Below are 26132 nucleotides of genomic sequence, written 5' to 3'. Positions count from 1 at the left end.
GGGTGGGGCGGGAGTCAGCGTGGGGTGATGCGGGCGGCGGCTCGGAGGTCGTCGGCTACGGCGAACCAGGCGTCGAGGGTGCTGCCGGTGCGGCGGCCGATTACGCGGACCTGCTCGCCTGCTGTCAGCGGTTTGGTGTATTCGATGACGGTGCGGTGCGGGCCGGAGGTGAGATCGGTGTGGGTGGCGAGGAGTTCTTCCAAGGCACTGAGGTAGACCGCGTTGTTGACGTGGTCGAGCCAGTCGATATCGACGACGCGCAATGGGAAGAGCAATTCCTGGACGTCGGGGCCGGTGGGTAGGGGGTCGGTGAGTGCGGCTTTCCAGCGCAGCCGGTGTTCGGTGGTGCTGGCGAGCATTGGCGCCATGAAGCGGTCGCTCATACGGGCGGGGACGCCGGATTCGGTGCCGAAATGGATGAGGAATCCTTCGGTTTCGACTAGACCGCCCTTGCTGCCGCAGATCTGCACGCGCATATTGCACCAGCGGTTCGACAGGGCCGAGCACCAGCGGCGCAGGGTGACGTGCTCGCCGAATTCGATGGGCTTGAGGACGTCGATGACGGTGCGGCGGACCACCCAGCCGCGGTGGATGTCACCGTCCTCGACTGCTTCGAGGTGTTCGAAGCCGATGTCCTGCAGGTAGCGGGCAATGGCGTCGAGGCGCAGACGCCGGTCCCGGTCCGTATCGGCGAGGCGGACCGGCCAGCCGGTCTCGAACGGGGATCCGACGGTAGGGCGTTCCGGCAGCACGCTGGGAATGACCATGCACGGATAATGCCAGGTCCTGCCCCTTCTGCAGGACCCCGACCCGCTCAGCGTGTCAACGGCAGAAAGTGCTCCCGCCAATGGTGATAGGTATTCGCACTCGGTTAAATAACGTTGAAGCTATGAGTCCCCCGGCCACACCGTGGTCGAACCAGCCCAAGGGCCTCCCGAGCAAGGAGTCCAGCGGCGGCGCGGAGCTGGCCATCGACCCGGTGATTCTCACCGCTATCACGCTTCCGTCGAAGCGCGGGCGGCACTATCCCGACCTCGGGATGCTCATCGGAACCAGCTTCGCGGTCCTGCTGTCGTTGGTGGTCTACCTCTTCGTCGCGTCCTTCGGTTCGGCACCGGCCCGAGATTCGGCAACCGGCGGTTCAGCGGCGGCCACCGCCGTCCCGGCGAATGCGGTCCATGTCAATCGCGGGCTGACCATCGGCAAGGTCACTGCCAACGACGGCAAAACGCTTGCGGTGGAAGGGATATTGGGTGCCAAGACCAACGTTCGTGTCAACACCGATACCCAGGTGCTCGTCCTCACCGGCAGTAGCGTGTCGGATGTGGCGATCGGCGCCGCGGTCGTCGTCTACGGCAATAAGGAAGCCGATGGCACCATCACCGCGAATCTGATCATGGGCGGCTCATTGAGTTAGCGAGCGACCGGCTCGGTGATGAGACCGCCGGTGAGTTCGACGGACCGGATTCGGTCATCGATTTCCGTGGCGTGGTGGGCGACGATGAGTTCGTCCGCATCGATGGAGCCCGCGAAATCCGCCAGGTACGAACGGACTTCGGCGGGTGTGCCGACAGCGGTGTATCGGGTCATCGCGCTGAGCTGGCTGCCGTTCGGCGAGGTGAGGAACGCATCGATCTCCTCGTCGGTGAAGTCGGCGCCCGCCGCGCCACGCCGAATCATGGCTCGCGCGCGAGCACGGTAGGAGATCGTCTTCTGCGCCACTGCCGCATCGTGGTCTTCGGCCGCGAACACGTTGACACCGGCCATCACATACGGCTCGGCGAGTTGCTCCGACGGCCGGAAACTGTCGCGGTAGACGGCGACCGCCTGGTGCAGCGCGTCCGGCGCGAAGTGGGATGCGAAGGCGTACGGCAGGCCGAGCTGCGCGGCGAGCTGCGCACCGAACAGTGACGAACCCAGAATGTAAAGCGGCACAATGCCTTCCGCCCGCGGCACGGCCTGCACCCCGGGCACCCGTGAATTGCCCGATAGATAGCCCTGCAGCTCCAGCACGTCCTGCGGAAAGGAATCCGCCGAGGCCGGATTGCGGCGCAGCGCGAACATGGTCTTCTGGTCACTGCCCGGAGCGCGGCCGAGCCCCAGGTCGATTCGTCCTGGGAACAGCGTCTCCAGGGTGCCGAACTGCTCCGCGATCACCAGCGGCGAGTGGTTGGGCAGCATGATGCCGCCCGCGCCGAGCCGAATGGTCTCGGTCTGCGCGGCGACGTGACCGATGAGCACACTGGTGGCGCTGGACGCGATCGAGCGCATGTTGTGGTGTTCGGCGTACCAGACGCGTCGATAGCCGCTGCGCTCGGCGGCCCTGGCCAGCGCGACGCTGTTTTCGAAGCTGTCGCGGGCGGTGCTGCCGGGTGCGACCGACGCCAAGTCGAGGATCGACAGTGCGGTAGGCATAAGACTTCCTTCGTAGCTCAGAGAACGCGGTGGAGTTGTTCGGTAAAGGCCCGGATGCGGACTTCGTCGCGGCGGTAATAGGTCCACTGGCCACGACGGGTGGCACTGAGGAAGCCGGCGCGCTGCAGGATCGCGAGGTGTGCCGATATGGTCGAGGCCGAGGTCCCCGCCTTCTGCTGGATGAGACCGACACACACCCCCAGCTCGCCGGTGTCATCGCCCCGCGCTGGGAAGTTCGCGTCCGGATCCTTGAGCCACGCCAGGATGCGCAAGCGGGTCTCATTCGCCAACGCCTTGCACTCGTCGAGCACATCCACCTCCTTCGGTATTTCGCTAATTAACGAACTTACGCCGGATGCCACGGCTCGGCATCGTGACGCAGCACACGTCAGAGGAGCAGAGAACCTGCACGTTTGACGGTACGAATGATCGGAGCGGTTTCGAGCGTGGCGATCCCGGGAAGTTCGGCGATGCGCTCGGTGAGGTAGCGACCGAGATCTCGAGGGTCGCGGCAGTTGATCGCCGCGACCAGATTGGTAGCGCCGGTAGTGACAGCGGCGAAGGAGACTTCGCGGTGGCGGGCCAGCGCCTCGCCGACGGTGACGGTGGCGGCCGGTTGTGTGGCGATCCAGAGCCGGGCCTCGGTGCCGAATCCCAGTGCAGCAGAAGGGATGTCGAGCTGGAAGTGCAGGATTCCGTTGCGGCGCACGGCTTCCATCCGGCGGCGCACCTTGGTTTCGGACCACTGGGTGGCGGTGGTGAGGTCGGAGTAGGAGGTGCGGCCGTCATGGTTGAGGGCGCGCAGTAGGGACTTGTCGCCTTCGTCGAGATGAAGGGGTCCGTCTTCGGGGTCGACGGGAGCGGCCCTCAGATGGTCGACCTGTTCGGGTGTCAGCGCGGCTGAACCTTGCCAGCCGTCGGGCAGCACGAATCCGCGCAGCAGCAAGTGCGCGGACATGGCGACGATTCGGCTGGTGCGTGGAAGTTTGTGCAGCAGTAGCGCTTCCTGCTCTTCGATACTGCGGGTCTGCACCGTGCAGGAAACCTCGGTGCCAGCAGAGAGGAGATATACGAATGACGTATCGTCGCGTGCCGCAAGGGCTTTCGCGACGGAACCGGCAGCGTCGGGAGTGCAGCGCAACCGGATCGTCCATTGGACATAACCGAGTCGCTGACCGTTCACCAGTCCGATCACCCTGAGCCCATGCGTATTTCGCAGCTGACGATACCGACGTGCCACGGTGTTCTCGGAGACGTCGAGAACTTCGGCGATCGTCCGGAAAGGTGCCCTACCGTCGATCTGCAGAGCATGAATGATCCCCCTCTCGACGGCATCCATCATGAATCCTCCAAATCTGACGGTTTCCAGCAATATCAGACCTTAACCTGGTTTATTTCACTCCCCCACCGCCAGGATCGAGGCGTGAACATTCTCGTCCTCGTCGCTACCGGAAACGTCGGCAGCCAACTCGTCCCCCAACTGCGCGCAGCCGGTCACACCGTGCGCGCGGGCACCCGTAACCCAACGACCGCCGATTTTCCGCCCGACGTGCAGGTCGTACGCATCGAACTGTCCGAACCCGAAACGCTGCTCACCTGCCTCGACGACATCGACGCGGTCTTCGTGCTGTGGCCGCTGCACACCGGCGCACAACTGCCCAAGGCACTCGATCTCATCGCCGAGCGCGCCCGGCGCATCGTATTCCTCGGTACCAGCGGCATCCCGGACCTCAGCTTCGAGGACCAGGAGAAGCTGGTGCACGGCTGCGGAATCGAATCGGTGGTGCTCCGCCCGAGCACCTTCGCCGTCAATACCCTCTGGTGGGCCGATGAGATTCGAACCGGCGATATCGTGCACGGCAGCCACGGCGAGCTGCCGATGAGCCTGATCCACGAGGCCGATATCGCGGCCGTCGCGGCCCGGACACTCACCGAAAACGCCCATGCCGGAGCCACCTACACGCTGACCGGACCGGAGGTACGCACCCAGGCGGAGCAGATCAGGATCATCGGCGAAGTACTCGAGCGTCCCTTGCGCTGGGCCGAACTCACCCGCGACCAGGCCAGACAGCGCCTACTCGACGACGACACCTTTCCCGACTCCTTCGTCGACGTCCTCCTCGACGGCTACACCAAGATGCTCGCCGCGCCCCGCCCCGAAATCACCTCGACCGTCGCCGATATCACCGGTCGCCCGGCACGTTCCCTCGCCGAGTGGGTATCGGACCACCTCGCCGACTTCCGCTGACGGCATATTGGGAACGGACGCCGTTGCTCAGCAACGACGTCCGTTCCGAAGGGCCTACTTCCGGCGTTCCCGCTTCTCACGCACACGTACCGAAATACGAACCGGAGAACCATCGAAGCCGAACTCCTCACGCAGTCGGCGCTCCAGGAACCGGCGATAGCCCGCCTCCAAGAACCCCGTCGTGAAGAGCACGAAGGTCGGCGGCCGGGTCGTTGCCTGCGTGGCGAACAGGACGCGCGGCAACCGGCCACCACGCATCGGCGGCGGTGTCGCCGCGATGACTTCCTTGAGCCAGTTGTTCAGCCGACCGGTCGGGATGCGCTTATCCCAGGATTCCAGTGCGGTTTCCATTGCGGGAACGAGCTTTTGGACGGCGCGGCCGGTATGTGCGGAGATATTGACACGCTGCGCCCACGGCACGCGGACCAGGTCCCGATCGACTTCCTTGTCGAGCTGCAGGCGACGGTCCTCGTCGACCAGATCCCACTTGTTGAAGGCCAGCACGAGCGCGCGACCGGAGTCCGCGACCATGCTGATCACCCGCAGGTCCTGTTCGGTGATCGGCTCGGAGGCGTCGATCAGCATGATCGCGACCTCGGAGGCCTCCAGCGCCGCCTTGGTGCGCAGCGACGCATAGAACTCCATGCCGCTGGCATGGGAGACCTTGCGACGCAGACCGGCGGTATCGACGAATTTCCAGATCTTGCCGCCCAATTCGACCAGCGAATCGACCGGGTCGACGGTCGTGCCCGCGACATCGTGCACGACCGAACGCTCATCACCGGAAAGCTTGTTGAGCAGGCTGGACTTGCCGACGTTGGGCTTGCCGACCAGCGACACCCGGCGCGGGCCGGTACCGCCGGTGCCCTCACGCGGAGTTTCCGGGAGGACTTCCAGGACATCGTCGAGCAGGTCACCGGTGCCGCGGCCGTGCGCGGCGCTGACCATGCGCGGCTCGCCGAGACCGAGTGACCACAGCGCGGCGGCCTCGGCCTCGACGCGTTCGTCGTCGACCTTGTTGGCGACCAGGATCACCGGAATCTTGGAGCGGCGCAGCTTCTTCACCGCGGCCTCGTCCGTGGCCGTTGCACCGACGACGGCGTCGACCACCAGCAGGATTGCGTCGGCGGTTTCCATGGCCAGTTCGGCCTGGCGGGCGACCGACTGCTGCAGCCCCTTGGCATCGGGCTCCCAGCCACCGGTGTCCTGCACCAGGAAACGGCGACCCGCCCAGTTCGCCTCATAGGAGATACGGTCGCGGGTCACGCCGGGAATGTCCTCGACGACGGCTTCACGACGGCCGAGGATCCGGTTCACCAAGGTCGATTTGCCGACATTCGGGCGGCCGACGACCGCCACCGTCGGCATCGCGAGATGTTCGTCCTCGCCGAACTCACTATCGAGATCGGCTACTTCCCAATCGGATTCGTCGCTCCAGACGCCATCTCCAGCGAGAACGTCTTCAGTCATGACTGCGCCTCGCCGGCGCTCGGCTCCGTCACGAATGACACTGCTGTGTCTTTGGTTCGCTCGCTCACAATGTCCTGCCTGTCCGGCCGATCGAAACCTGCCGCACCACAACGCGATACAACTCGTCGATGACCTCATCCATATTCAGTTCGCTGGTGTCGACCTGCACCGCGTCCTCGGCCGGGCGCAGTGGGGACACCGTGCGAGTGGAGTCGAGGGTGTCGCGACGCTGCACGTCGGCGAGTACGCCCTCGTAGTCGTCGCCGCGGCCTTCGGCGATGTTCTGCTGGTTGCGCCGCTGCGCGCGGGCCTCGGCGGAAGCGGTGAGATAGATCTTGGCGTCGGCATCCGGCAGCACGACGGTGCCGATATCGCGCCCCTCGACCACGATTCGCTGTGCGGCGGAAGCGATTTCACGCTGCAGCGCGACGAGCAGCTCGCGTACCTCGGCCACAGCGGACACCGCGGACACCGCCTTTGTGACGGCATTGCCGCGGATCTCCGAGGAGACGTCCTCACCGTCGAGCAGGATCAGCTCACGGCTGGGATCGGTACCGATGGTCAGCGGCAGTTCCTTCACCGCGGCACCGATCGCTGCCGAATCGGTCAACTCGACACCGGCGCGCAGCACCCGCAGCGTCGCGACGCGGTACATCGCGCCGGTGTCGAGGTAGCTGGCATCGAGCCGGGTGGCCAGTCGCCGCGACACACTGGACTTGCCCGTGCCCGAAGGCCCGTCCATGGCAACGACCAGCGGCGTGGTGCCTTCAACCATCGCAGGGACCTCCACGGGAATCTCTACACCGTTCACAACGACACCGCCTCGTAAAGTTTGCCGACTTCATCGCGGCCGATCACGCGCAGCGTGCCGGGCCGTTGGTCGCCGAGTGCGACCGGACCGATATTGGTGCGCACCAACCGCGTCACCGGATGACCGACCGCGTCGAGCAACCGGCGCACGATGTGCTTGCGCCCTTCGTGCAACACGATCTTGACCAGCGAACGTCCCTCGTTGATCTCCAGCACCTGGAACTTGTCCACCTTGGCCGGACCGTCCTCGAGTTCGACGCCGTCCCTGAGGCGCTTGCCGATCCCCTTGTGAACTTCACCGTTGACCGTCGCCAAATAGGTCTTCTCCACCTGGAAGGACGGGTGCATGAGCCGGTGCGCGAGGTCGCCGTCGTTGGTGAGCAGCAGCAGCCCCTCGGTATCGGCATCCAGCCTGCCGACGTGGAACAAGCGCTGACCTGCCGCGATGCGCTCGGCGACGATATCGCCGACGCAGGGGCGGCCGAGATCGTCGGACATGGTGGACTGCCAGCCCTTCGGCTTGTTCAGCGCGATGTGGACGAGTTCCTCACGCACCATCACGCGAGTGCCGTCGACGCGAACCACCGCGTGCTGCGGATCGATGCGCAAGCCCTGCTCGGTGACGATCGCGCCGTCGACCTCAACCCGGCCCTGCGCGATCATCTCCTCGGCCGCGCGGCGCGAGGCGACACCGGCCTTGGCCAGCACCTTCTGCAGCCGCTCGCCCTCGCCCCACGGCAACTTCTCGTGGCCGCCCTCGGCGGGCTGCTCGACATGCTGACGCTTGGCTGGCTTGGCATTGCTCAGCAGCGGAGCGGCGACAACCTTCTTCTGTGGCTTCGGAGTCTTGGGCTTCTTGCCAACCGGCGCGGACATCGCGGCCGAAGCCGGGCGAGGGGACGGATTGCCTTGCTGCGCAGAGCTTCCCGGTGTGTAACCGCGCGAACCGGCGGCACGCGGGCCCGAACCGCCTTGTGCGGCACCACGATAGGCGTCGCCACGCGAACCACGCTGATCGGAACCCCCGCCCTGCGACGAGCCGCGATAACCGCTGTCGCCCTGGGAAGAACCGCGATAGCGGCTGTCCCCCTGTGCCGAGCCGCGGTAGCCGCCGCCCTGCGACGTGCCACGTCGATCGGAGCCGCCCTGGGACGAACCGTATCCGCTGCCGCCCTGCGCGGCGCCGCGATAACCGCCGCCACGCGCGGAGCCACGCTGATCGCCCTGCGACGAGCCACGGTAGTCCGAGCCACGCGACGATCCGCGATAGCCACCCTCGCCGTGCGACGAATCGCGGTAGCCGCGGTCGCCCTGCGCGGAACCGCGGTAGCCCCCGCGATCGCCGCCGCTCTGTTCATTCCCCCGGTAACCACCTTGTGAGGAGCCGCGCTCGGAGCCTCCCCATCCGGCCCCGCGCGGCGTACTTCCCCTTTGCGTACCTCCCCGTTGTGCCGAACGCGCGTCGCGTGCGTTTCGGCCTGCGCCGCCCCTTCCGGGCTGGTCGCTTCTGTTCCTACGATCCGGTGTGCCATCTCGGCGAGCGGGCGTATTCATGTTGTCCTGTCAGTCTTCTTCGGTACCGAGATCCAAATCGGTCTCGGCGGATTTCTTCAACCTGGTGTAACGGGGGTCCGTGTCCAAGCTCTCGTTGATCTCGTCGATCAGGTCGACACCCGGCAGCAGGGGCGCCAGTGGCGGCAGATCGGACAGCGATGCGAGTCCGATCCGCTCCAGGAACAGTTCGGTCGTGCAGTACTGCGTGCCGTTCGTTTCCGGGTCGACCCCGGCCTCGGCGATCAATCCGCGAGCCAGCAGGGTTCGCATCACACCGTCGACGTTCACGCCGCGCACCGCGCTGACCCTGGTCCGGGTCACCGGTTGGCGGTATGCCACCACCGCCAATGTTTCCAAAGCGGCCCTGGTCAATTTCGACCGGGCACCGTCGAGCAGCATCCGTTCCACATACGGCGCGTACTCGCTGCGAGTATAGAAGCGCCACCCGTCACCCACGAAACGCAGATCGATGCCACTGGCCCGCGCGGACAGTTCCGCGGCCATTTCGTGCAGCGCCCGCTCCACCCGCGCCGGTTTGTCCTGCAACGCGTCGGCCAGCAGTTCTACCGGGGCCGGAGCGTCCACAATGAGCAGCATCGCCTCCAACGCCGACCGGAATTCATCGTCATCCAGCGGTTCGAGCGTGAACTCCGCCACTTCGTCATCGGAACCGGCGCCGGCATCTTTTTTGTTCTTCGTCGCACGTGCGGTCTTCGTCGCACTCGCAGAAGCTGGGGCCTCGTCCCTGCCACTCCCCGGCCGCGTCTCACTCGGTCCTCCAGCGACACCGTCGCCATCCTCGGTGCTCGGCGCTACCTGCTCGCTGACGCTCGGCTCGGCCGTGCCCGAGGAAGCCGCGTCGACGATTGGACTGCTTACGGCATCCGTCGCACCTGCCGAAGCTGCTGGCTCCTCGCCCCCGCCGCTCGTCGGCGGCATATCGGTGCGCCCCGCGGCGCCTTCTACTCCGCCCGATGCCTGCTCGCTGTGGCTCGGCTCGACCGCGCTCGAGGAATCCGGATCGACAATTCGACTGCTTACAGCCGCCGCTCCCGGGTCGCTCGAGGTCGGCGCATCCTTGGCATCGCCACCGCTCGAATTCGCCGCACTGCCGTCGGAGCCGGGCACGCTCGCATCCGCGGCATCTTCGATGAACTCATCGCGCCCACTCGACGCCGCCTTGTCGACGCTCGATTCTGCGGCACTCGCGCCCACCGCCACACCGGCGCTCGAACTCAGCGCCGCACTGCCGTCGGAGCCGGGCACGCTCGCATCCGCGGCATCTTCGATGCGCTCGTCACTCGGCGATGCCGCCGCGTCGCCCGATTCCGCCGCACTCGCGCCCGATGCCTCGCCGCTCCGCGCGATCACTGCACCGTCACTACCGTCGACCTGCTCGCCCACGACCCCGGTGTCATGCTCGATGCCGTTGTGCTCGAGGGGTGTCGCGTCGTCGGTGCGCTCACTCACCCGTAGTCCTCCTCGATGGTCACGGTGTCGGCGGTCTCGTCCTTGGGGTCGCCGGTCCAGCTGATCGAGAGCGGGCCGAGCGGGTCGGGCTGGTCGAACTCGATCGTCTTGCCCCGGTACAGCTCGAGCAGTGCCAGGAAGCGGGCGACGATCTGGATCGGCAGATCACAGTCGGCGACCAGTTCACCGAAGGTCGTCCAGCCGCCCGGTCCGCGCAGTTTGAGCTGTTCGAGCACGAGCGCGGCCTGTTCGGCGACCGAGAAGGCGTGCTGGTGCAGGTGGTCGAGTCCAACCCGCGGCGCCGGGCGAGGCCGGAAGGCCGTCGCGGCGATCGCGGCGAACTGGTTTACGTCAACTCCCAGCGTAACCTCGGGCAGCAGGTCGGCGTAGCGCTCCTCCAGCCCGACCGCGCGCGGGTACCGCCGCAACGCGACCGCCTCCAGTTCCCCGAGCAGTTCGGCGACCTGTTTGAACGCGCGGTACTGCAGCAGCCGGGCGAAGAGCAGATCGCGTGCCTCGAGCAGTTCGAGATCCTCGGTGTCGGTCACCTCACCCGACGGCAGCAGTCGCGCCGCCTTGAGATCCAGCAATGTCGCCGCGACGACAAGGAATTCGGTGGTCTGATCCAGGATCTTGTCCGCACGCAACGCCTGCTGCCCGATGCTGGCGGTCAAAGCCTTTGTGTAGGCGATGAATTCGTCGGTCACCTGATGCAACGCGACCTCGGTGACATCGAGTTTGCGCGAACTGATCAGATTCAGCAGCAGATCGAACGGCCCTTGGAAGTTGCTCAGCCGCAGCTGGAACCCGGAAGTCTGCGCCGTCGGCTCACTCTCGCCGCCAGATCTACCGGGCGGATCATCCGCGGCGGAGTCGTTCGCAGCCGACGCGGCACGCCCGGCGTCGGAGTCCCGATCGACGAACTCATCAGACTCCGAGCCGAGCGTATCCGTGTTAGTCGATGGCGCCGGTTCGGTACCGCCGATCACCGGCCGGACCGGTGGATGACTTCCCGCGCCATCGCCCGATATGCTTCGGCCCCACTCGATTTCGGTGCCCACGTGGTGATGGGTTCACCCGCGACGCTGGCGTCCGGAAAACGTACGGTGCGCGCGATCGCCGTGTCGTACACCAGGTCGCCGAACACTTCGACGACGCGCGCCATGACCTGACGCGAATGTAGTAGCCGTGCGTCGAACATGGTCACAACGATGCCGTACAGGCTCAGGCGCTGGTTCAAGCGGTCCCGCACCTTCTCCACGGTGTCGTTGAGCAGGGCGAGTCCACGCAGCGAAAAGTATTCGCACTCCATCGGAATGATCACGCCATCGGAACAGGCCAGCGCATTCACCGTGAGCAGGCCGAGCGACGGCTGGCAGTCGATGAGGATGTAGTCGTAGCGATCGCGCACCGATTCCAGTGCGCGGCCCAGTGTCTGCTCCCGGCCGACCTCGTTGACCAGCTGGATTTCCGCGGCCGACAGATCAATATTGCTCGGCAGCAGGTCCAGATTCTCGACGCGGGTCTCCATCAGGACATCGTCGATCGAGACCTTGGATCCGATGAGCAGGTTGTGCACAGTCAGATCGAGATCGTGGTGGGCCACACCCAATCCCGCCGACAGCGCACCCTGCGGATCCAGGTCGACCAGCAGCACCCGCCGACCGAACTCCGCGAGCGCGGCGCCCAGATTGATGGTCGAGGTGGTCTTGCCGACGCCACCCTTCTGATTGCACATCGCGACGATCAGCGCATCACCGTGGTTTTCGACCGGCGGCGGGTCGGGCACGACACGCAGCGGGCGGCCGGTCGGGCCGAGCGTCGCATCGTCGGGGACGGGTTCGGCGCCGTCGCCCCACAGCGTTTCCGCCGCGGCTGCCGAGTACGGACCCGTCCGGGGACCCGTAAGCGGCTGTGCCCCAGCACTCATCGGCGGCTCTGCCGCACCGGCTGTCGTCACGATCCGCTGCTCCTTATAGGTTCCTGCCCGTTGCCTTCGTCCGACTCCGGCATCATCTGCCCGAGCGTAGCGAGGCCGATCAGGCCCGACCTCGCTTTCGTACGGTCCAGCTCTCGATAGACGCTACCGCTTGACGGCGCAAGACCCACGCTCGGACACGCGACACCCGCGTTTACCTGCGCAGGCGTCCACTCCCCTAACGCCAATTCGGTCCGCCGTCGAAATGGACGTCGAACCGATCGTGGAGCTCATCCATGCTCTCCCAATCCGCCTCACCCCGAGCGATACGACCGAGCTGCCGGAAGTACTCGAACCGGACGATACCCGGTGTGAGTACCGCGAAGAACTCGGCGGGACCGTCGCCGGACGCCCCGAAGGCATGGACAGTACCCGGCGGAACCACCACCAGACCACCCTTCGCGATCGCATGCCGTTCGCCGTCGACGAGGAATTCCATGGTCCCGTCCAGGATGTAGAAGATTTCCGTGGACTTCGTGTGATGGTGCGGTCTGGTCCCATCCGCGCCCGCCTGCAGGACGAGCCGGTTCGCTCCGAACAGCCCATCGGTATTCTCGCTATCCTCGAGTAACCGGAACGATCCGCCACCGGGCAGCGCCACCGCCTCGACATCGTGCTCCTGAACGATGAAAGCCTTTGCCATCCAACTCACCTCACGTCGGTATGCCGAGACCACTCGATCCCAACATACCGACACAACCGGACCGCGGTCCCAATTCTTCCGCAGCGGTCGCCGGAGTCCAGTGGGTCAGCGTGCGCGGGGGTGAGCGGTTGCCCAAACCTCACGAAGCGTGTTCACAGTGACCAAGGTGTAGATCTGAGTGGTCGTCACCGACGCATGCCCCAGAAGTTCCTGGACCACACGCACATCCGCACCCCCGTCGAGCAAATGCGTTGCGAAGGAATGGCGCAGCGTATGCGGCGAAACGGTAGCCCCGATGCCCGCCCGCTCGGCGGCGGTCTGCAAAACCTGCCAGGCACTCTGCCGCGACAACCGACCACCGCGGGCATTCAGAAACAGCGCGCCCGCAATGCCTTTCCCATTCGCGGCGAGCACCGGCCGTCCCAGCACCAGATAGGCGTCGACAGCCGCCAGCGCGGGCCTGCCGATCGGAACCATGCGCTGCTTGCCGCCCTTGCCGTGCAACATAACAGCGCGTTCTTCGGTATCGAGATCGTCCACATCGAGCCCGACCATCTCCGAAATCCGCGCCCCGGTCGAATACAGCAGCTCGAGCAGCGCCCGATCGCGCAATCCGCGCGGCCCGCCATCGTTTCCGGATCCATTCGCATCATCGATCGGCCCGCCGCCAGCCGCCTCCAGCAGCCGCAGCACCTGTTCGTAAGGCAGCGCTTTCGGCAACCGCCGCCCCGGGGTCGGCGGCTTGACCGCATGTGCGACATCGGTACTCGTCATACCCTCCGACGCGGCGAAGCGATGCAGCCCGCGCACCGCGATCAGCGCACGAGCGACCGAACTCGCGGCCAGCGGCGGGTGCGTCTCCCCGCCCGCTCGCAGCACCATCGTGAACTCCGCGACATCGGATTCGGAAACCTGCTCGAGCGCCGTAATCCCGCGCCCGATCAGGAAATCCCGATACCGGTCGAGATCGCGACGGTACGCACCGAGCGTGTTGCGGGCGGCGCCGCGCTCGACCGCAAGATGATCGAGGTAGGCGTCGACCTCCCGCGCGAGCACCGCCCGGACCCGTCAGTCTTCGGACTGCCGCTGCGCCTTGCGGCGCAGGAATGCGGTGGGCTGCCCCGGCCACGGCGCGTCGGCCGGACGCAACTGCACCCCACCCGCCCTGGCGGCCGCGAGCGCGAGCAGACCGGCGACGGCCGTGGCATTGACGATCTCACCGGCCAATGCGTCCCGCACGGCCTCCTCCACCGGCAGGCGGACCAATTCCAGGTCCGCCTCCTCCAATTCCGGCTCCGGCCGATCGGTTTCGTACAGACCCCGCGCGGCATACACCCGCAGCGCCTCATCGGTGAATCCGGGCGACAGCGCGACATCGACCAAAACCGACCATTCCCTGGCGGCCAGTCCGGTCTCCTCGGCCAATTCGCGCTTGGCCGCTGCCAGCGGATCCTCGCCGGGCACATCGAGCAATCCGGCGGGCAGCTCGAGCAGCCGCCGACCGATCGGATGCCGATACTGCCTTATCAGCACCACATTGTCGGCATCATCGATGGCCGCAACCGCAACCGCCGCATGATGTTCGATCACCTCGCGCTCGACGACGCGTCCGCCCGGCATCGCCACCTGGTCGAGCCGCAAGGCGAGGATGGCACCGCTGTACATGGTCTTGCTCGCCACGGTCTCGAAGTCGTGGCTGCCCGGCTGGGCTCCCCCGTGCTCACTCATCTACGATGCCTGATCTGCGTTCGCGAACTCTTCGTCCGGGATATCGACCGGAAGCCGCTCGGCCAGTTTATATTTCAGCGCCGCCGCGATCAGCGCCGCGAACAGTGGATGCGGGCGAGTCGGGCGGCTCTTGAGCTCCGGATGCGCCTGGGTGGCCACGAAGAACGGATGCTTATCCGCGGGCAGCTCGACGAATTCGACCAGATGCCCGTCGGGGGAGGTACCGCTGAATTTCAAACCGCTGGTGGCGATCTTGTCCCGGTAGGCGTTGTTCACCTCGTAGCGATGCCGGTGCCGCTCGGAGACCTGGTCGGTGCCGTAGGCCTGTGCGACCACCGAACCCTTCTGCAGCGTCGCCGGGTAAGCGCCGAGGCGCATGGTGCCGCCGAGATCGGCCTCACCGGCCACGATCTCCTTCTGATCGGCCATGGTCGAAATCACCGGATGCGGTGTGTCCGGCTCGAATTCGGCCGAATTGGCTTCGGCCAATCCGACCGAACGCGCGGCCTCGATGACCACACACTGCAGGCCCAGACACAGACCGAGCAGCGGAAGCCCCCGGGTCCGCGCGTATTTGATGGCGCCGACTTTACCCTCGATGCCACGGATACCGAACCCGCCCGGAATCAGCACCGCGTCCACATCGCGCAGCGCGGCCTGCGCACCCGCCGGGGTCTCGCACTCATCCGACTGCACCCAGCGGATATTCACCTTGGCCCGCGAAGCGAATCCGCCCGCGCGCAACGCCTCGGTCACCGACAGATACGCATCGGGCAGATCGACATACTTGCCGACAAGTGCGACCTCGACGGTCTCCCGCGGCTGGTGCACCCGATCCAGCAGATCGCCCCACACCGTCCAGTCCACATCCCGGAACGGCAGCCCGAGCCTGCGCACCACATAGGCGTCAAGGCCTTCACGGTGCAGCACCTTGGGAATGTCGTAGATCGACGGCGCGTCCGGCGTGGAGATGCACGCATCCACATCGACGTCGCACATCAGCGCGATCTTGCTCTTGAGCGCCTGCGGCACCTCGCGATCGCAACGCAGGATCAGCGCGTCGGGCTGGATACCGATATTGCGCAGCGCGGCCACCGAATGCTGGGTCGGCTTGGTCTTGAGCTCACCCGATGGCGCGAGGTAGGGCACCAGCGATACGTGCAGGAAGAAAACATTGTCCCGGCCCACATCGTGGCGGATCTGGCGCGCGGCCTCGAGGAAGGGCTGCGATTCGATATCGCCGACGGTGCCACCGATTTCGGTGATCACCACATCGGGCACCTGCCCCTGCAGATCCGGCCCCTGCATCGCCAGAATGCGGCTCTTGATCTCGTCGGTGATGTGCGGGATAACCTGCACCGTGTCACCGAGGTATTCGCCGCGACGCTCCTTGGCGATCACCGACGAATAGATTTGCCCGGTAGTCACATTCGCGTCCCGGGACAGGTCCCGATCGAGGAACCGCTCGTAGTGGCCGACGTCGAGATCGGTCTCCGCGCCGTCCTCGGTGACGAACACTTCTCCGTGCTGGAACGGATTCATGGTGCCCGGATCGACGTTCAAGTACGGGTCGAGTTTCTGCATGGTCACCCGCAGTCCGCGCGCGGTCAGCAGCTGACCGAGGCTGGAGGCGGTAAGACCCTTACCCAATGAGGAGGCGACACCACCGCTGACGAAGATGTGCTTCGTGGCCGTTCGCGCCTGATTCCGTGTATGACCCACGGGTCTTCACGGTAACACGAAATTGCTGGTCTGATCACACGCCGCGCACGTTTGCCACCGAGTCGCTGCGATCGATCGACGCCATGTTCGCAGCACGAGGCATCGAGGGGCGGATGGATCAGCTCGCGGGCAGTGCGACGAGTGTGAGGGAGGTCGCCTTGGTGCCGGTTCCGTATCGGCCTGCGCCGCCGTTGAGCTGCTCGCTCAGGCCGAGCACGGTGGTGACGCGGCCGATATCACGGTCGAGATTGTCGACGGTGGTGACGGCGGTGGCGAGCGCGGCGTCGGAACGAATGATCGCGATCGGGCCCGGATTGTCGGCGGCGCCGGATCGCCCCGCCAGCACCGCCCCGGCACCCCGGCCACGCAGGGCACCGGCGAATCGGGCGAGATTGCTGCCCTGACTGTTCTCACTGGACTTCGTGCCATCGCCGGTGACGACGACGGCGAGGTTCGCGGCCTGCGTCGGGGTGTCGCCGTAGGCGAGAAAACCGCCGCCGCGCAACGTCTCCAGCACCAGGCTCAACTCCTGCGGGGTGCTGCGCGGTTGCGCGCTCGCGGGATCGAGCAGCAGCACCAGGCCGAGCAGATCGCCCGCCATACTGCCCTGATCCACCTGGCCGGTGCGCAGCTGCGCGCCCGCCGGGATGACATTGGTGACCGCGGTGCGCATCCGGTCGCCCTCGGCGGCGTCGAGGAAGGCGTCGTTGAGTGCGATGCGGCCGGTCACGGTGGCGCCCGAGGTTTCCAGATCCTTCGCGACGGCCTCGACATCGGCGGGTTCGGCATCGGGGGTCGTGAACACCACGACGCTGCGGTCGGTGAGCGTGCCGCCGAGGATCCGCCCCGCCGATCCGGCGATGAACCGGTCCGCGGCATTCATTTCGTCGCCGAACCGCCGGTTCTGATCGGTGGCCACGTCGAGCTGTTTGCGCAGATCGGTTTTATCCGCGCGCAATCCGGACAGCAGGTCCGCCGCCACTGTCTGCGACCCGAGCACCACGCCGACGGCGAGGGCCAGGAAGATCGCGACGATCGAAACCGCGTGCTGCCGAATCGAAATCATCGATTCCCTCCCGCACCGGCTAGGCCCTCGGCCCACAGCGTGAAGCGGTTCCAGATATCAGCGGCCCAATCCAGCGCCTCGGTCCCCATATTCGAGGCGAGCATGGCCACGATCACCGCGACCAGGGCGGCGAGTACGACCATCGCGATGGCCGTACCGGACGCCCGGTTGCGGTAGAGCGTGCCGACCGCTTTGGCATCCACGAGTTTGGTGCCGATTTTCAGGCGGGTGAGGAAGGTCGCCGGATTGCTGTCGCGGCGGCCGCGGTCGAAGAAATCGTCCAGCGAGGCGGCGGCGCCGGCGGTCACGATGAGCGACGCACCGTGGTGGTGAGCCAGTAGCAGGGCCAGGTCGGAAGCCGCGCCGGACGACGGGAAGGTCGTCGCGCCGATGCCGAGATCCTGGATGCGTTCCAGTCCCTTGGCGTGGCCGTCGGTATCGGCGGGCAGGATCATCTCGGCACCGGATTTCAAGGTGGCGGTGGTGATTTCGTCCGGGTCGCCGACGATCAGATCGGGGCGGTAGCCCTGCTTCATCAAGGTGTCCGCACCGCGGCCGACGCCGACCATGATCGGCGCGTACTCCTTGATGAAGGGCTTCAGTCGCTTGAGATCGTCGGCGTGCTCCGGGCCGTCTGCCACCACGACCACATGCCGATTCTTCATGTTCAGCTCGAGCTCCGGCACCCCGATACCGTCGATGAGCAGCGCACTCTCCGTGCGAATGAATTCGATGGTGTTGCCCGCGAAGGCCTCCAGATGATCGGCGAGACCGTTGCGCGCCTCGATCATTCGCTCGGCGATATCGGATTCGGTCAGCTCGATACCCGTGACCAGGACCTCGGGCTCCTTCTTGACCAGTTTGTCGGAGTAGACGACGCCCTCATCGATGCGGACCTTGGTGCCGTCCTTGATCCGGAAGGCATCCGAACTCACGGTGTCCAGCAGCAGAATCCCGTTGGCGGCCAGCACTTCCGGCCCCAGATTGGGGTAGCGGCCCGAGATCGATGGCGAAGTGTTCACCACCGCGACCACACCCGCCTCGACCAACCGATCGGCGGTGAGCCGATCCAGATCCATCTCATCGAGTATTACGACATCACCGGGCCCGACCCGCTTCAGCAGACGCCTGGTGTTGCGGTCAACCCGAGCTGTCCCGGTCAGCCCGGGCAGCGCTTCGGTGCTCTTCGACAACAACGCCAACATCTTCATGGGGCCGATCCTGGCCGCAAACCCTCAACCATTGGTGGAGGCGCGCCGAATCACCTGTCACATTCGTCACTGTGATAACACGAACACCACGCCGCGCCGATAGCGCGCCAACAAGTACCCGTATGCTGCGGGTCACAGATATCCCGAATAGGAGTCACCATGGTCAGCAGTACCGTCGACGCCGTGATCGCGGCACCGCGCGATGTCGTCTACAAGTTCTTCACCGAGCGGGATGGCATCAACCCGTACATCCCGGTCGACTTCACCCTGAAGACCCCCGGCTCGCCCACCCCGACGGGCGTCGGCGCGCAGTACTTCATCGGCAAGGCCGGCGTCGGCATCGTGGAGGAGACCACCAAGCTGGTCCCCGGCGAGCTCATGGAATACAAGATCATCAAGGGTGCGCCGGTGAAGCGGCACGTCGGCACCATCACCTTTACCGACGCCGATAACGGCACCCTGGTCTCCTACACGATGGAGTCCGAGCCCAGCCTTCCCGTCCCGGCGAAGGTCCTGGAATTCGGCCTGAAGAACCTCATCAACCAGTTCATCAAGGGCGCCCAAAAAGCCCTGCGCTGAATCGTCAGGCGAGGGCGCGTTCGGCGCGGGCGGTTGCGAGCAATTCTTCGGCGTGGGCTCGGCCGGTTTCGGTGTCATCGAGACCGGCCAGCATGCGAGCCAATTCGATGACGCGCTCATCCTTGGTCAGTGCCCGGACGCCGCTGTTCACCTTGCCCTTGCCGTCATCGGACTTGTCCACCACCAGATGGGTGTCGGCGAATGCCGCGACCTGCGGCAAGTGGGTCACCACAATCACCTGATGGGTGCGCGCGAGCCGAGCCAGTCGGCGGCCGATCTCGACCGCGGCCCGGCCGCCGACACCGGCATCGACCTCGTCGAACACCATGGTCGCGCCGTGATCCGAACTGGCGAGCACCACTTCGAGAGCCAGCATCACGCGCGACAGCTCACCACCCGATGCGCTCTTGCTCAACGGCAACGACTGCGCGCCGGAATGCGCGGACAGCCGGAATTCCACCTCGTCGACACCGGTCGAACCCGCATGCAATTCCTGTCCGTCCACCGCCAGCGGCGCGGAATCCTGCGGGCTTGCCGGCACCGGCCGCACCACGACCTCGAGCTTCGCCTTGCCCATCGCAAGCCCACCGAGTTCTGCGCTCACCGCCGAGGCGAGCTTGCCCGCCGACTTGGTGCGCGCCGCAGTCAATTTGCGTGCCGCTTCCCGAACGCGGTCCGCGGCGATATCCACCTCCGCCGCCAGCGCGGCCAACGCATCTTCGGAGACATCGAGCGAGCCCAGACGCGTGCGCGCCTCATCCGCCCACGCGATGACCCCGTCGACATCCGGTGCGTACTTGCGCGTCAGCGATTTCAATTCGGCCTGCCGAGTGAGCAGCGAATCCAAAGCGCCCGGGTCCGAAGGCAAATCCGACAGATAGCCACTGAGCTCGGTGGTGAGATCGACGACCACCGCGATGGCCTCACCGAGCCGCGGCCCGAGCGCGGTCAGCGCCGGATCGTGGGCCGATTCGATGCGGGCCCGCGCGGCACCGAGCAATTCCAGTGCGCCCGAACCGTCCTCGGGCGAATCGGCGGGACCAGCCAAGGCATCGTGCGCGATGGCGGCGGCCTCACGCAGCGAATCCAGATCGCTGAGCCTGCGCACCTCGTCCACGATGCGCTCGTCCTCACCGGGTTCCGGTGCGATGGCATCGATTTCGGACAGCGAATGCTTCAGCCGGTCGGCCTCCAGCGCGAGTTCCCTACTGCGGGCGGTACGTTCGAGCAGCTCGTTGCGGGCATCGAGCCAGGATCGCCGCTGCACCTGGTACTTGCGCAGCAGCGAACCGACCGTATCGGCGGCGAACTGATCCAGTGCGGACAGCTGCTGATCCGGACGCTGCAGGCGCAGTTGGTCGTTCTGACCGTGCACGGTCAGCAACGGCGCGGTGAAATCGGCAAGGACAGAGGCGGGTACGCCGCGCCCACCCAGGTGCGCGCGGGAGCGCCCGTCACTGCCGACGGTGCGGATCGCGATGATGCTGCCGTCGTCATCGCGTTCGGCCGCAGCCGATTCCAGGACTTCCTGCACTTGCTTCTGCGCGGTGGTATTCACCTCGTCGACGGTGAACCGGCCCTCGACCACGGCCCGGTCCGCACCCAACCGGACCCGGCCCGCATCGGCCCGCGCCCCGCTGAGCAGGTGCAGGCTGGTCACCACCATGGTCTTACCGGCGCCGGTCTCACCGGTCAGAACCGTCAGACCCTCATGGAATTGCGCGGTGGCCGTGGATATGACGCCAAGCCCGTCAATCCTGATCTCTGTCAGCACGTGTGATCTCCGTTCGCCGTCGGCCACGCCAGCCTGTCACGGGCAATTGGAATTTGCGCACCATCCGGTCCGCGAACGGTGCGGAATCCAACCGCACCCACCGCACCGGTTCTGCGCCGCGGACCGCCTCGAGCCGGCCGCCCTTCGGCAATGCCAGGGTGCGCCTGCCATCCAGGAAAACTATCGCATCATGGCCCGCCGCAACGGATTCGACCGCGATCCTGGACTCCGGACTGGTCACCAGCGGCCGCGCGAACAGGGCGTGCGCATTGCTCGGAATCACCAGCAGCGCTTCGAGTTCCGGCCACACCACCGGGCCGCCCGCGGAGAACGCGTAGGCGGTCGATCCGGTCGGTGTGGAGATGAGGATGCCATCGCAGCCGAATTGCGAAACCGGCCGCCCGTCGACCTCCAGGACCACCTCCAGCACACCCATGCGCGAGGCGTTCTCGATGCTGGCTTCATTGAGCGCCCAACCGGTTTCGACGATCTCGTCGTCCACCCGGACGTTCACATCGATGGTCATCCGATGCTCGAGTCGGTAATCACCGCGGACCACGCTCGCCAATGCCTCATCGAGGTGTTCAGCCTCGGCCTCGGTGAGAAAACCGATGCGGCCCAGGTTGATTCCGAGCACCGGCACCCCAGCTGGCCTGGCCAGTTCGGCCGCGCGCAGGAAGGTGCCGTCACCACCGAGCGAAAGCACCATCTCGCAGCCGACCGCCGCGTCCGGGCAATGCTCGACCACGCGCGCCGGATATCCGCCCGGTTCCGCGACGGCCGTCCCGCCCAGGGTGTCGGGTTCACAGTCGAATCGGGTGCTGTCCGCCTCGTCCGCCAGCACGCGCAGCCCGATACCCGCGTCCGCGAAAATCTTCGCGACACGATGAGCGGTTTCGATGATCTCCGCCCGGCCCGGATGCGAAACCAGCAAAATCTCTCTGGATTCGGCCGGCGTCAGCGCGTTCACTGTGGACCCTCCTCAACCGCACGTTCGACGAGGGCCGCGACCTGCTCGCCGTCGTACTCGAACTGCCCGTCTTTACGCAGCCACACAAAGTATTCGACATTGCCCGATGGGCCGGGCAGCGGGCTGGCCACCACCCCGACGGTGCGCAAGCCCAATTCGGCGGCCGCCGCCGCGACATCGCGCACCACTTCCGCGCGCAATGCGGGATCACGCACCACACCGCCGGAGCCTACTCGCTCCTTGCCCACCTCGAACTGGGGTTTGACCATAGGCAACAGATCGGCACCCGGCGCGGAGCAGGCCGCGAGGGCGGGCAGCACCAGATTCAGTGAGATGAACGACAGATCGCCGACAACCAGTTCGACGGTGCCGCCGATGGATTCGGGGGTGATGGCGCGAACATTGGTGCGATCGAAGACTCGCACCCGATCGTCGTTCTGCAGCCGCCAGATCAGCTGGCCGTAGCCGACATCGACGGCGACGACCTCACGCGCCTGCCTGGAGAGCAGTACGTCGGTGAAGCCACCGGTCGACGCACCGGCATCCAGGCAGCGCTTCCCGCCGACGGTCAAGCCCAGGGGTTCGAATGCTTCGAGCGCGCCGAGCAGCTTGTGCGCACCGCGCGACGCCCACGACACCTCGTCGGGCTCCTCGCGCACGACCAACGGCGTGCCGGTCTCCACGGCAGTCGCCGGCTTCACAGCGACCGTTCCAGCAATCAGGACGCGGCCCGCACCGATCAGCTCGACCGCATGTTCACGCGATCGCGCCAATCCGCGGCGAACCAGTTCGGCGTCCACCCGCGCGCGCCTGGCCACCTCAGATCTTGTCCACCGTGGCCAGTGCCTGTACGAGCACCTCATGTGCCTGTTCCAGGATGCGGGCGCGCCGGGTGATATCGGCGCCGGAATCGGAGGCCGTCGGCGGGGGCGCCGCCAGTCCGGCCCAGGCCGGACGCGCGTCGAGTTCGGCGAGCAGACCGTCGATCTCGGCGCGGATCCGCTCGGGGTCAGCAGGCTCCGGGCGTCCCTGTGCACCCGGCAGATGCTGGCCGGGCAGCGGTGGCCCGGGGCGCGGTCCGTTCGAGCCGGGTCCGTTGGGGCGTGGCATCGGAGTAGTCATCGTGGGGTCAACGCTATCGGATTTCCGAACCGGACGCCCGCACCCTTACGGCTCGTCCCGGGTTACTGCGCAAGCGTTCCGCCAAGTCGTCGGCGAGGTCGGTCGCCTCGTCCTCGACCGGCGGATGATTCAGTGCATCCAATGACTCCGAGACGTAGGTCGGGATCAGGTCCGCCGGGGCGTCGCGTAATTCCTCGAGCGTGCTCACGCCGGTCAGGACCAACAGCGATTCGAGGCCGACGCGGTTGGCGCCCTCGATGTCGGTGTCCAGGCGGTCGCCCACGACCAGCGCGCTGCGCGTTCCGGCGCGCACCAGGGCGTCCTCCAGTAGTGGCGCATAGGGTTTGCCCGCTACAACCGGCTCTCTTCCGGAGGCGGCACGCAATGCGGCGACCATGGCGCCGTTGCCGGGCGCGAGGCCACGCTCGTTCGGCAGCGTCTTATCGGTATTGGCGGCAACCCACAGTGCGTCGGCGCTCAGCGCATAGGCTGCCTCGGCCAGATCCGGCCATGCGGTTTCGGGTGAATGTCCTTGTACGACAGCATCCGGCGCCGCGCCGTTGAAGCGCCGGATCGAACGCAGCCCGACCGCCTCGACCGCCTTGGCCAGGTCATCGGTGCCAACGATCAACACCGTTGCCCCGGAATCGAGCCGCTCGGCCAACAACCGCGCCGCCGCCTGCGCACTGGTTACGACGTCATCGGTTTTCGCCGCGAACCCGAGTTCGGCCAAATGCCGCGCGACCACATCCGGACCGCGACTCGCATTATTCGTGACATACACAAGCCGCTGTGCCGCAACGGAATCCGCCAACGCCTCCGGCGCGCCCTCGATCACCTCCGGCCCGCGATACAGCGTGCCGTCCAGATCCAGCAGCAGGGCTTGATACCGCTCTCGTAGCCGCTTCACACCACTCTCACTCCATGTAACCGACCGACACCTTCCCGAACCCTACGCCAGTCCGCCGACAGGAAAATGACGGCGTCGACCGACGGTATGCCGCAAGCCCATTTCGAGCGCACCCTCGAATTTGCCAGCGCGACGTGCAACCTCGCACGGCCAGCGCGTTGCGCGACACCGCCCACCGTGTTTCCCGCGACTCGCAGCCGACTTCGATTGACGACGTTCGGGGCGACCGAGACCGCGTTCGTGGTCAGCCGCTACGACGAGCAGACCAGAACCGGCAGACACTGGGCGGGCCCCGTGCACAATCTCAGAACCCACGCCTTCGCTGGATAGGCCCACGCGAGACTGTGCCGCCGTTTCCGACATGCCCCGGGGCCCTGCGCCCGCATCCCGTGCCCTGTTGACAGGCTGGCGGACCGCCCCTGCACGTGTGGCCTGAGTCGACGGACTCTTCGGTGTCGGGTCCGAGCCGCTAGAGCTCGGCGTCGCCGGTTAGTTCCTCGGCGCGTTCCTCGGCGTCGGTTTCACCATCGAGGTCGGCGGAGGCGGCGTTGAGGAACCAGGTGAGTCCCTCGGCCGTGCGGCCCGCCGCGACCAGGGCGTCGGCATAAGCGTAGAAGAGGCGGGCGGCGGCGGAGCCGGTGCGGGAGGGGTCGAGTTCCGAGGTTTGCAGCGTGACCACGGCCTGGTCGTACTGGCCGAGGTCCATGCGGGCGCCGGCGACCACAATGCGGAGTTCGGTGGCCTCGTCACCGCGCAGGGCGCGGGCCTCGTCGCTGCGGCCCAGTTCGATGGCGCGTTCGGGGCGGCCGAGGCCGCGTTCGCAGTCGGCCATGACCGCGAGCAGACCGGAACCGCCGGACATCCGGCGGGCCGTGCGCAATTCGGAGAGGGCCTCGGCCCACTCGCCCGCGTGATACGCGGTGACGCCCGCGGTTTCGCGGACCACGGCAATGCGGCCGGCGCGTTGGCGGGCGGCCCGTGCATGAGCCAAAGCGAGACGCGGATCGTCGTCGATGAGTCTGGCGGCCATCACGAGATGCCGGGCGACCGTTTCGGCATTGCTCTTGTCCAGGCTCAACAGGTCGCGACGCACCTCGGTTTCGAGGTCGGCGGCCTGGACGTCATCGGGCAGATCCGGCTCTTCAGGACGCGCCGCGCGTCGATCAGCCGAACCGCCCCCGGCACGTGCACCCTCGCCACCACGACGGCGATCCTGTGTGTCGTCGCCACGGGTCCAGCCGCCGCGCTGACCGGAGTCACCGCGACCACCGGAGTCACCGCCACGGTTGAAACCACCACGCTGTTCGGCGTCATCGCGCCGCTTGTACCCGGTGCCTTCGTTCACGTCGCCGCGCTGTCTCGAGTCGCCACCACGCTTGAAACCACCGCGCTCACCGCTGCCACCACGGCGATCCCCCGAGTCACCACGGTTGAAACCACCGCGATCGCTCGAACCGCCGCGGCTGAAACCACCACGATCGCCAGAACCACGGCTGGAACCGCCACGGTCACCAGAACCACTGCGGCCGAAGCCACTTCGATCGCCGGAATCACTGCGCTGTCCGGAATCGCCGCCGCGTTTGAAGCCACGGCGCTCACCGGAGTCACCACCACGGTTGAAACCGCCGCGATCGCCGGAATCGCCCCGATCGAAACGGCCGCGATCGCCGGAGCCACCTCGGCTGAAACCGCCACGCTCGCCTGCATCGCCACGTCGGCCCGAATCGCCACTGCGGTTGAAACCGCCACGTTCGCCCGAGCCGCCTCGGTTGAAACCACCGCGGTCGGCAGAATCACCGGAGCGCTTGAATCCGCCACGCTCACCCGAACCACCTCGGTTGAAACCGCGCTCACCGGAATCACCGCGCTCACCGGAATCACCGCGCTGGCCGGAGTCGCCGCGCTCGAAACCGCCACGGCCGCCGCCGCGATTGAAACCTCCGCGATCATCGGCACCGCGGTTGTAGCCGCCACGGTTACCGGAGTCGCCACGCTCGCCGGATCCGCTGCGCTTGAAACCACCGCGGTCGCCGGAGCTGCGATCATTGGAATCGTTGCGGCGGTTGAAGTCGCCGCGATCGTTCGAGCCACCCCGGGTCGAGTCGCTGCGTTTGAAGCCGCGCCGTTCACCGGAATCACCTCGGTCGGAAGAGCCGCGAGAGTCGCCGTCTCGCTCGCGGTCGGGACCGTCCTGCCGGAAAGACTTCCGGCCGTCGTTCTGTTCCGACACGGTGGCCCCTTTCTAGGTTCCGCCAGAGGTTGTCGAACCCCTGAATTCAATCACGTGTCGGCGGTCGGGCCCGAACACGGCATAGATATAGGTGCAAAAACGACGATAGGGGACCCAGTTCTGGGTCCCCTATCGTGAAGGATGTTCCGGCGGTGTCCTACTCTCCCACACCCTGTCGAGTGCAGTACCATCGGCGCTGGTGGCCTTAGCTTCCGGGTTCGGAATGGGACCG

General features: G+C 66.3%; 24 protein-coding genes, 1 rRNA gene and 1 pseudogene. 3 read left to right on the top strand and 23 right to left on the bottom strand.

Annotated elements, in window-relative coordinates; all coding sequences use genetic code 11:
* Positions 1-14 precede the first annotated feature (14 nt).
* Positions 15-767, bottom strand: coding sequence for an acyl-[acyl-carrier-protein] thioesterase (locus tag ACIBW7_RS41315; protein ID WP_397056297.1), 753 nt, complete (start codon positions 765-767; stop codon positions 15-17).
* 122 nt (positions 768-889) lie between these two features.
* Here ACIBW7_RS41315 and ACIBW7_RS41310 point away from each other — a divergent pair, with 122 nt between their 5' ends.
* Positions 890-1417, top strand: coding sequence for a hypothetical protein (locus ACIBW7_RS41310; protein WP_397056295.1), 528 nt, complete (start codon positions 890-892; stop codon positions 1415-1417).
* On the opposite strand, the gene ACIBW7_RS41305 is transcribed toward ACIBW7_RS41310, so the two are convergent.
* The 3 genes from ACIBW7_RS41305 to ACIBW7_RS41295 all read right to left on the bottom strand — a co-directional run bounded on the left by ACIBW7_RS41305 (position 1414) and on the right by ACIBW7_RS41295 (position 3754).
* Positions 1414-2415, bottom strand: a complete 1002-nt coding sequence (locus tag ACIBW7_RS41305) for an LLM class flavin-dependent oxidoreductase (RefSeq protein ID WP_397056290.1) — start codon at positions 2413-2415, stop codon at positions 1414-1416. The two genes, ACIBW7_RS41310 and ACIBW7_RS41305, sit on opposite strands and share 4 nt — an antisense overlap.
* Positions 2416-2432: 17 nt before the next feature.
* Entirely contained in the window at positions 2433-2726 is a 294-nt protein-coding gene (locus ACIBW7_RS41300; RefSeq protein WP_397056288.1) for an ArsR/SmtB family transcription factor, read from the bottom strand.
* A 77-nt stretch (positions 2727-2803) separates the two neighbouring features.
* Positions 2804-3754 carry an Lrp/AsnC family transcriptional regulator gene (locus ACIBW7_RS41295; protein ID WP_397056286.1) on the bottom strand — a complete coding sequence of 317 codons (951 nt, stop codon included), beginning with the start codon at positions 3752-3754 and terminating at the stop codon, positions 2804-2806.
* Positions 3755-3838: 84 nt separating this feature from the next.
* On the opposite strand from ACIBW7_RS41295, the gene ACIBW7_RS41290 reads away from it, so the two are divergent.
* A complete protein-coding gene (locus ACIBW7_RS41290; protein ID WP_397056284.1) occupies positions 3839-4663 on the top strand; it encodes an SDR family oxidoreductase in 825 nt (274 codons plus the stop codon).
* Positions 4664-4717: 54 nt separating this feature from the next.
* Here ACIBW7_RS41290 and der read toward each other — a convergent pair whose 3' ends face one another.
* The 12 genes from der to steA form a co-directional block, all read right to left on the bottom strand.
* Positions 4718-6133, bottom strand: a complete 1416-nt coding sequence (gene der / locus ACIBW7_RS41285; RefSeq protein WP_397056282.1) for a ribosome biogenesis GTPase Der — start codon at positions 6131-6133, stop codon at positions 4718-4720.
* Positions 6134-6197: 64 nt separating this feature from the next.
* The gene (gene cmk, locus ACIBW7_RS41280) at positions 6198-6908 is read right to left on the bottom strand and encodes a (d)CMP kinase (protein WP_397056280.1); all 711 of its coding nucleotides are present in this window, start codon (positions 6906-6908) and stop codon (positions 6198-6200) included.
* Between the two features lie 32 nt (positions 6909-6940).
* On the bottom strand, positions 6941-7819 hold the full coding sequence (locus ACIBW7_RS41275) for a pseudouridine synthase (protein WP_397056278.1): 879 nt from the start codon (positions 7817-7819) through the stop codon (positions 6941-6943).
* A gap of 687 nt (positions 7820-8506) precedes the next feature.
* The gene (gene scpB / locus ACIBW7_RS41270; protein WP_397056382.1) at positions 8507-9154 is read right to left on the bottom strand and encodes an SMC-Scp complex subunit ScpB; all 648 of its coding nucleotides are present in this window, start codon (positions 9152-9154) and stop codon (positions 8507-8509) included.
* A gap of 809 nt (positions 9155-9963) precedes the next feature.
* Positions 9964-10767, bottom strand: a complete 804-nt coding sequence (locus ACIBW7_RS41265) for a segregation and condensation protein A (RefSeq protein WP_397056380.1) — start codon at positions 10765-10767, stop codon at positions 9964-9966.
* Positions 10768-10952: 185 nt separating this feature from the next.
* Positions 10953-11897 carry a ParA family protein gene (locus ACIBW7_RS41260; protein WP_397056378.1) on the bottom strand — a complete coding sequence of 315 codons (945 nt, stop codon included), beginning with the start codon at positions 11895-11897 and terminating at the stop codon, positions 10953-10955.
* 226 nt (positions 11898-12123) lie between these two features.
* On the bottom strand, positions 12124-12588 hold the full coding sequence (locus tag ACIBW7_RS41255; RefSeq protein WP_397056276.1) for a cupin domain-containing protein: 465 nt from the start codon (positions 12586-12588) through the stop codon (positions 12124-12126).
* Between the two features lie 105 nt (positions 12589-12693).
* Positions 12694-13644 carry a site-specific tyrosine recombinase XerD gene (gene xerD / locus ACIBW7_RS41250; RefSeq protein ID WP_397056274.1) on the bottom strand — a complete coding sequence of 317 codons (951 nt, stop codon included), beginning with the start codon at positions 13642-13644 and terminating at the stop codon, positions 12694-12696.
* A 12-nt stretch (positions 13645-13656) separates the two neighbouring features.
* On the bottom strand, positions 13657-14316 hold the full coding sequence (locus tag ACIBW7_RS41245) for an NUDIX domain-containing protein (protein ID WP_397056272.1): 660 nt from the start codon (positions 14314-14316) through the stop codon (positions 13657-13659).
* Positions 14317-16038, bottom strand: a complete 1722-nt coding sequence (locus ACIBW7_RS41240; RefSeq protein WP_397056270.1) for a CTP synthase — start codon at positions 16036-16038, stop codon at positions 14317-14319.
* A 118-nt stretch (positions 16039-16156) separates the two neighbouring features.
* Positions 16157-17104 carry a copper transporter gene (locus ACIBW7_RS41235; protein ID WP_397056268.1) on the bottom strand — a complete coding sequence of 316 codons (948 nt, stop codon included), beginning with the start codon at positions 17102-17104 and terminating at the stop codon, positions 16157-16159.
* Positions 17101-18315, bottom strand: a complete 1215-nt coding sequence (steA, locus tag ACIBW7_RS41230) for a putative cytokinetic ring protein SteA (RefSeq protein WP_397056266.1) — start codon at positions 18313-18315, stop codon at positions 17101-17103. Before steA ends, ACIBW7_RS41235 begins: the two co-directional genes overlap by 4 nt.
* Positions 18316-18474: 159 nt before the next feature.
* Between steA and ACIBW7_RS41225 the strand changes: the two genes are divergently transcribed.
* On the top strand, positions 18475-18894 hold the full coding sequence (locus ACIBW7_RS41225; RefSeq protein ID WP_329406622.1) for an SRPBCC family protein: 420 nt from the start codon (positions 18475-18477) through the stop codon (positions 18892-18894).
* A 4-nt stretch (positions 18895-18898) separates the two neighbouring features.
* Here ACIBW7_RS41225 and recN read toward each other — a convergent pair whose 3' ends face one another.
* From recN to rrf, 7 genes and pseudogenes are all read right to left on the bottom strand, one after another.
* Positions 18899-20668 carry a DNA repair protein RecN gene (gene recN / locus ACIBW7_RS41220; protein WP_397056263.1) on the bottom strand — a complete coding sequence of 590 codons (1770 nt, stop codon included), beginning with the start codon at positions 20666-20668 and terminating at the stop codon, positions 18899-18901.
* A complete protein-coding gene (locus ACIBW7_RS41215; protein ID WP_397056261.1) occupies positions 20646-21638 on the bottom strand; it encodes an NAD kinase in 993 nt (330 codons plus the stop codon). The genes recN and ACIBW7_RS41215 overlap by 23 nt, the downstream gene beginning before the upstream one ends.
* A complete protein-coding gene (locus ACIBW7_RS41210; RefSeq protein WP_397056259.1) occupies positions 21635-22456 on the bottom strand; it encodes a TlyA family RNA methyltransferase in 822 nt (273 codons plus the stop codon). Before ACIBW7_RS41210 ends, ACIBW7_RS41215 begins: the two co-directional genes overlap by 4 nt.
* A 1-nt stretch (position 22457) precedes the next feature.
* Positions 22458-22760, bottom strand: a complete 303-nt coding sequence (locus ACIBW7_RS41205) for a hypothetical protein (RefSeq protein ID WP_387298433.1) — start codon at positions 22758-22760, stop codon at positions 22458-22460.
* Positions 22761-22773: 13 nt separating this feature from the next.
* Positions 22774-23670, bottom strand: a complete 897-nt coding sequence (locus tag ACIBW7_RS41200; RefSeq protein ID WP_397056257.1) for an HAD-IIA family hydrolase — start codon at positions 23668-23670, stop codon at positions 22774-22776.
* A 469-nt stretch (positions 23671-24139) separates the two neighbouring features.
* Positions 24140-25225 (bottom strand): annotated as a pseudogene (locus ACIBW7_RS41195) (tetratricopeptide repeat protein); the annotation flags it as partial.
* An 819-nt stretch (positions 25226-26044) separates the two neighbouring features.
* A 5S ribosomal RNA gene (rrf, locus tag ACIBW7_RS41190) occupies positions 26045-26132 on the bottom strand; the annotation flags it as partial.

Origin of the sequence: Nocardia sp. NPDC049526 (assembly GCF_044465765.1) — a bacterium.
Classification (GTDB): domain Bacteria; phylum Actinomycetota; class Actinomycetes; order Mycobacteriales; family Mycobacteriaceae; genus Nocardia.
Note: the sequence above shows the minus strand (reverse complement) of the source record. Positions and strands in the feature narration are given on the sequence as shown.

Bases quoted from the DNA above. Each gene is read 5' to 3' on its own strand.
- ACIBW7_RS41315 (WP_397056297.1), bottom strand. From the start codon at position 767: ATGGTCATTCCCAGCGTGCTGCCGGAACGCCCTACCGTCGGATCCCCG.
- ACIBW7_RS41310 (WP_397056295.1), top strand. From the start codon at position 890: ATGAGTCCCCCGGCCACACCGTGGTCGAACCAGCCCAAGGGCCTCCCG.
- ACIBW7_RS41305 (WP_397056290.1), bottom strand. From the start codon at position 2,415: ATGCCTACCGCACTGTCGATCCTCGACTTGGCGTCGGTCGCACCCGGC.
- ACIBW7_RS41295 (WP_397056286.1), bottom strand. From the start codon at position 3,754: ATGGATGCCGTCGAGAGGGGGATCATTCATGCTCTGCAGATCGACGGT.
- der (WP_397056282.1), bottom strand. From the start codon at position 6,133: ATGACTGAAGACGTTCTCGCTGGAGATGGCGTCTGGAGCGACGAATCC.
- cmk (WP_397056280.1), bottom strand. From the start codon at position 6,908: ATGGTTGAAGGCACCACGCCGCTGGTCGTTGCCATGGACGGGCCTTCG.
- ACIBW7_RS41275 (WP_397056278.1), bottom strand. From the start codon at position 7,819: ATGTCCGCGCCGGTTGGCAAGAAGCCCAAGACTCCGAAGCCACAGAAG.
- ACIBW7_RS41260 (WP_397056378.1), bottom strand. From the start codon at position 11,897: ATGAGTGCTGGGGCACAGCCGCTTACGGGTCCCCGGACGGGTCCGTAC.
- ACIBW7_RS41255 (WP_397056276.1), bottom strand. From the start codon at position 12,588: ATGGCAAAGGCTTTCATCGTTCAGGAGCACGATGTCGAGGCGGTGGCG.
- ACIBW7_RS41245 (WP_397056272.1), bottom strand. From the start codon at position 14,316: ATGAGTGAGCACGGGGGAGCCCAGCCGGGCAGCCACGACTTCGAGACC.
- ACIBW7_RS41235 (WP_397056268.1), bottom strand. From the start codon at position 17,104: ATGATTTCGATTCGGCAGCACGCGGTTTCGATCGTCGCGATCTTCCTG.
- steA (WP_397056266.1), bottom strand. From the start codon at position 18,315: ATGAAGATGTTGGCGTTGTTGTCGAAGAGCACCGAAGCGCTGCCCGGG.
- ACIBW7_RS41225 (WP_329406622.1), top strand. From the start codon at position 18,475: ATGGTCAGCAGTACCGTCGACGCCGTGATCGCGGCACCGCGCGATGTC.
- ACIBW7_RS41205 (WP_387298433.1), bottom strand. From the start codon at position 22,760: ATGACTACTCCGATGCCACGCCCCAACGGACCCGGCTCGAACGGACCG.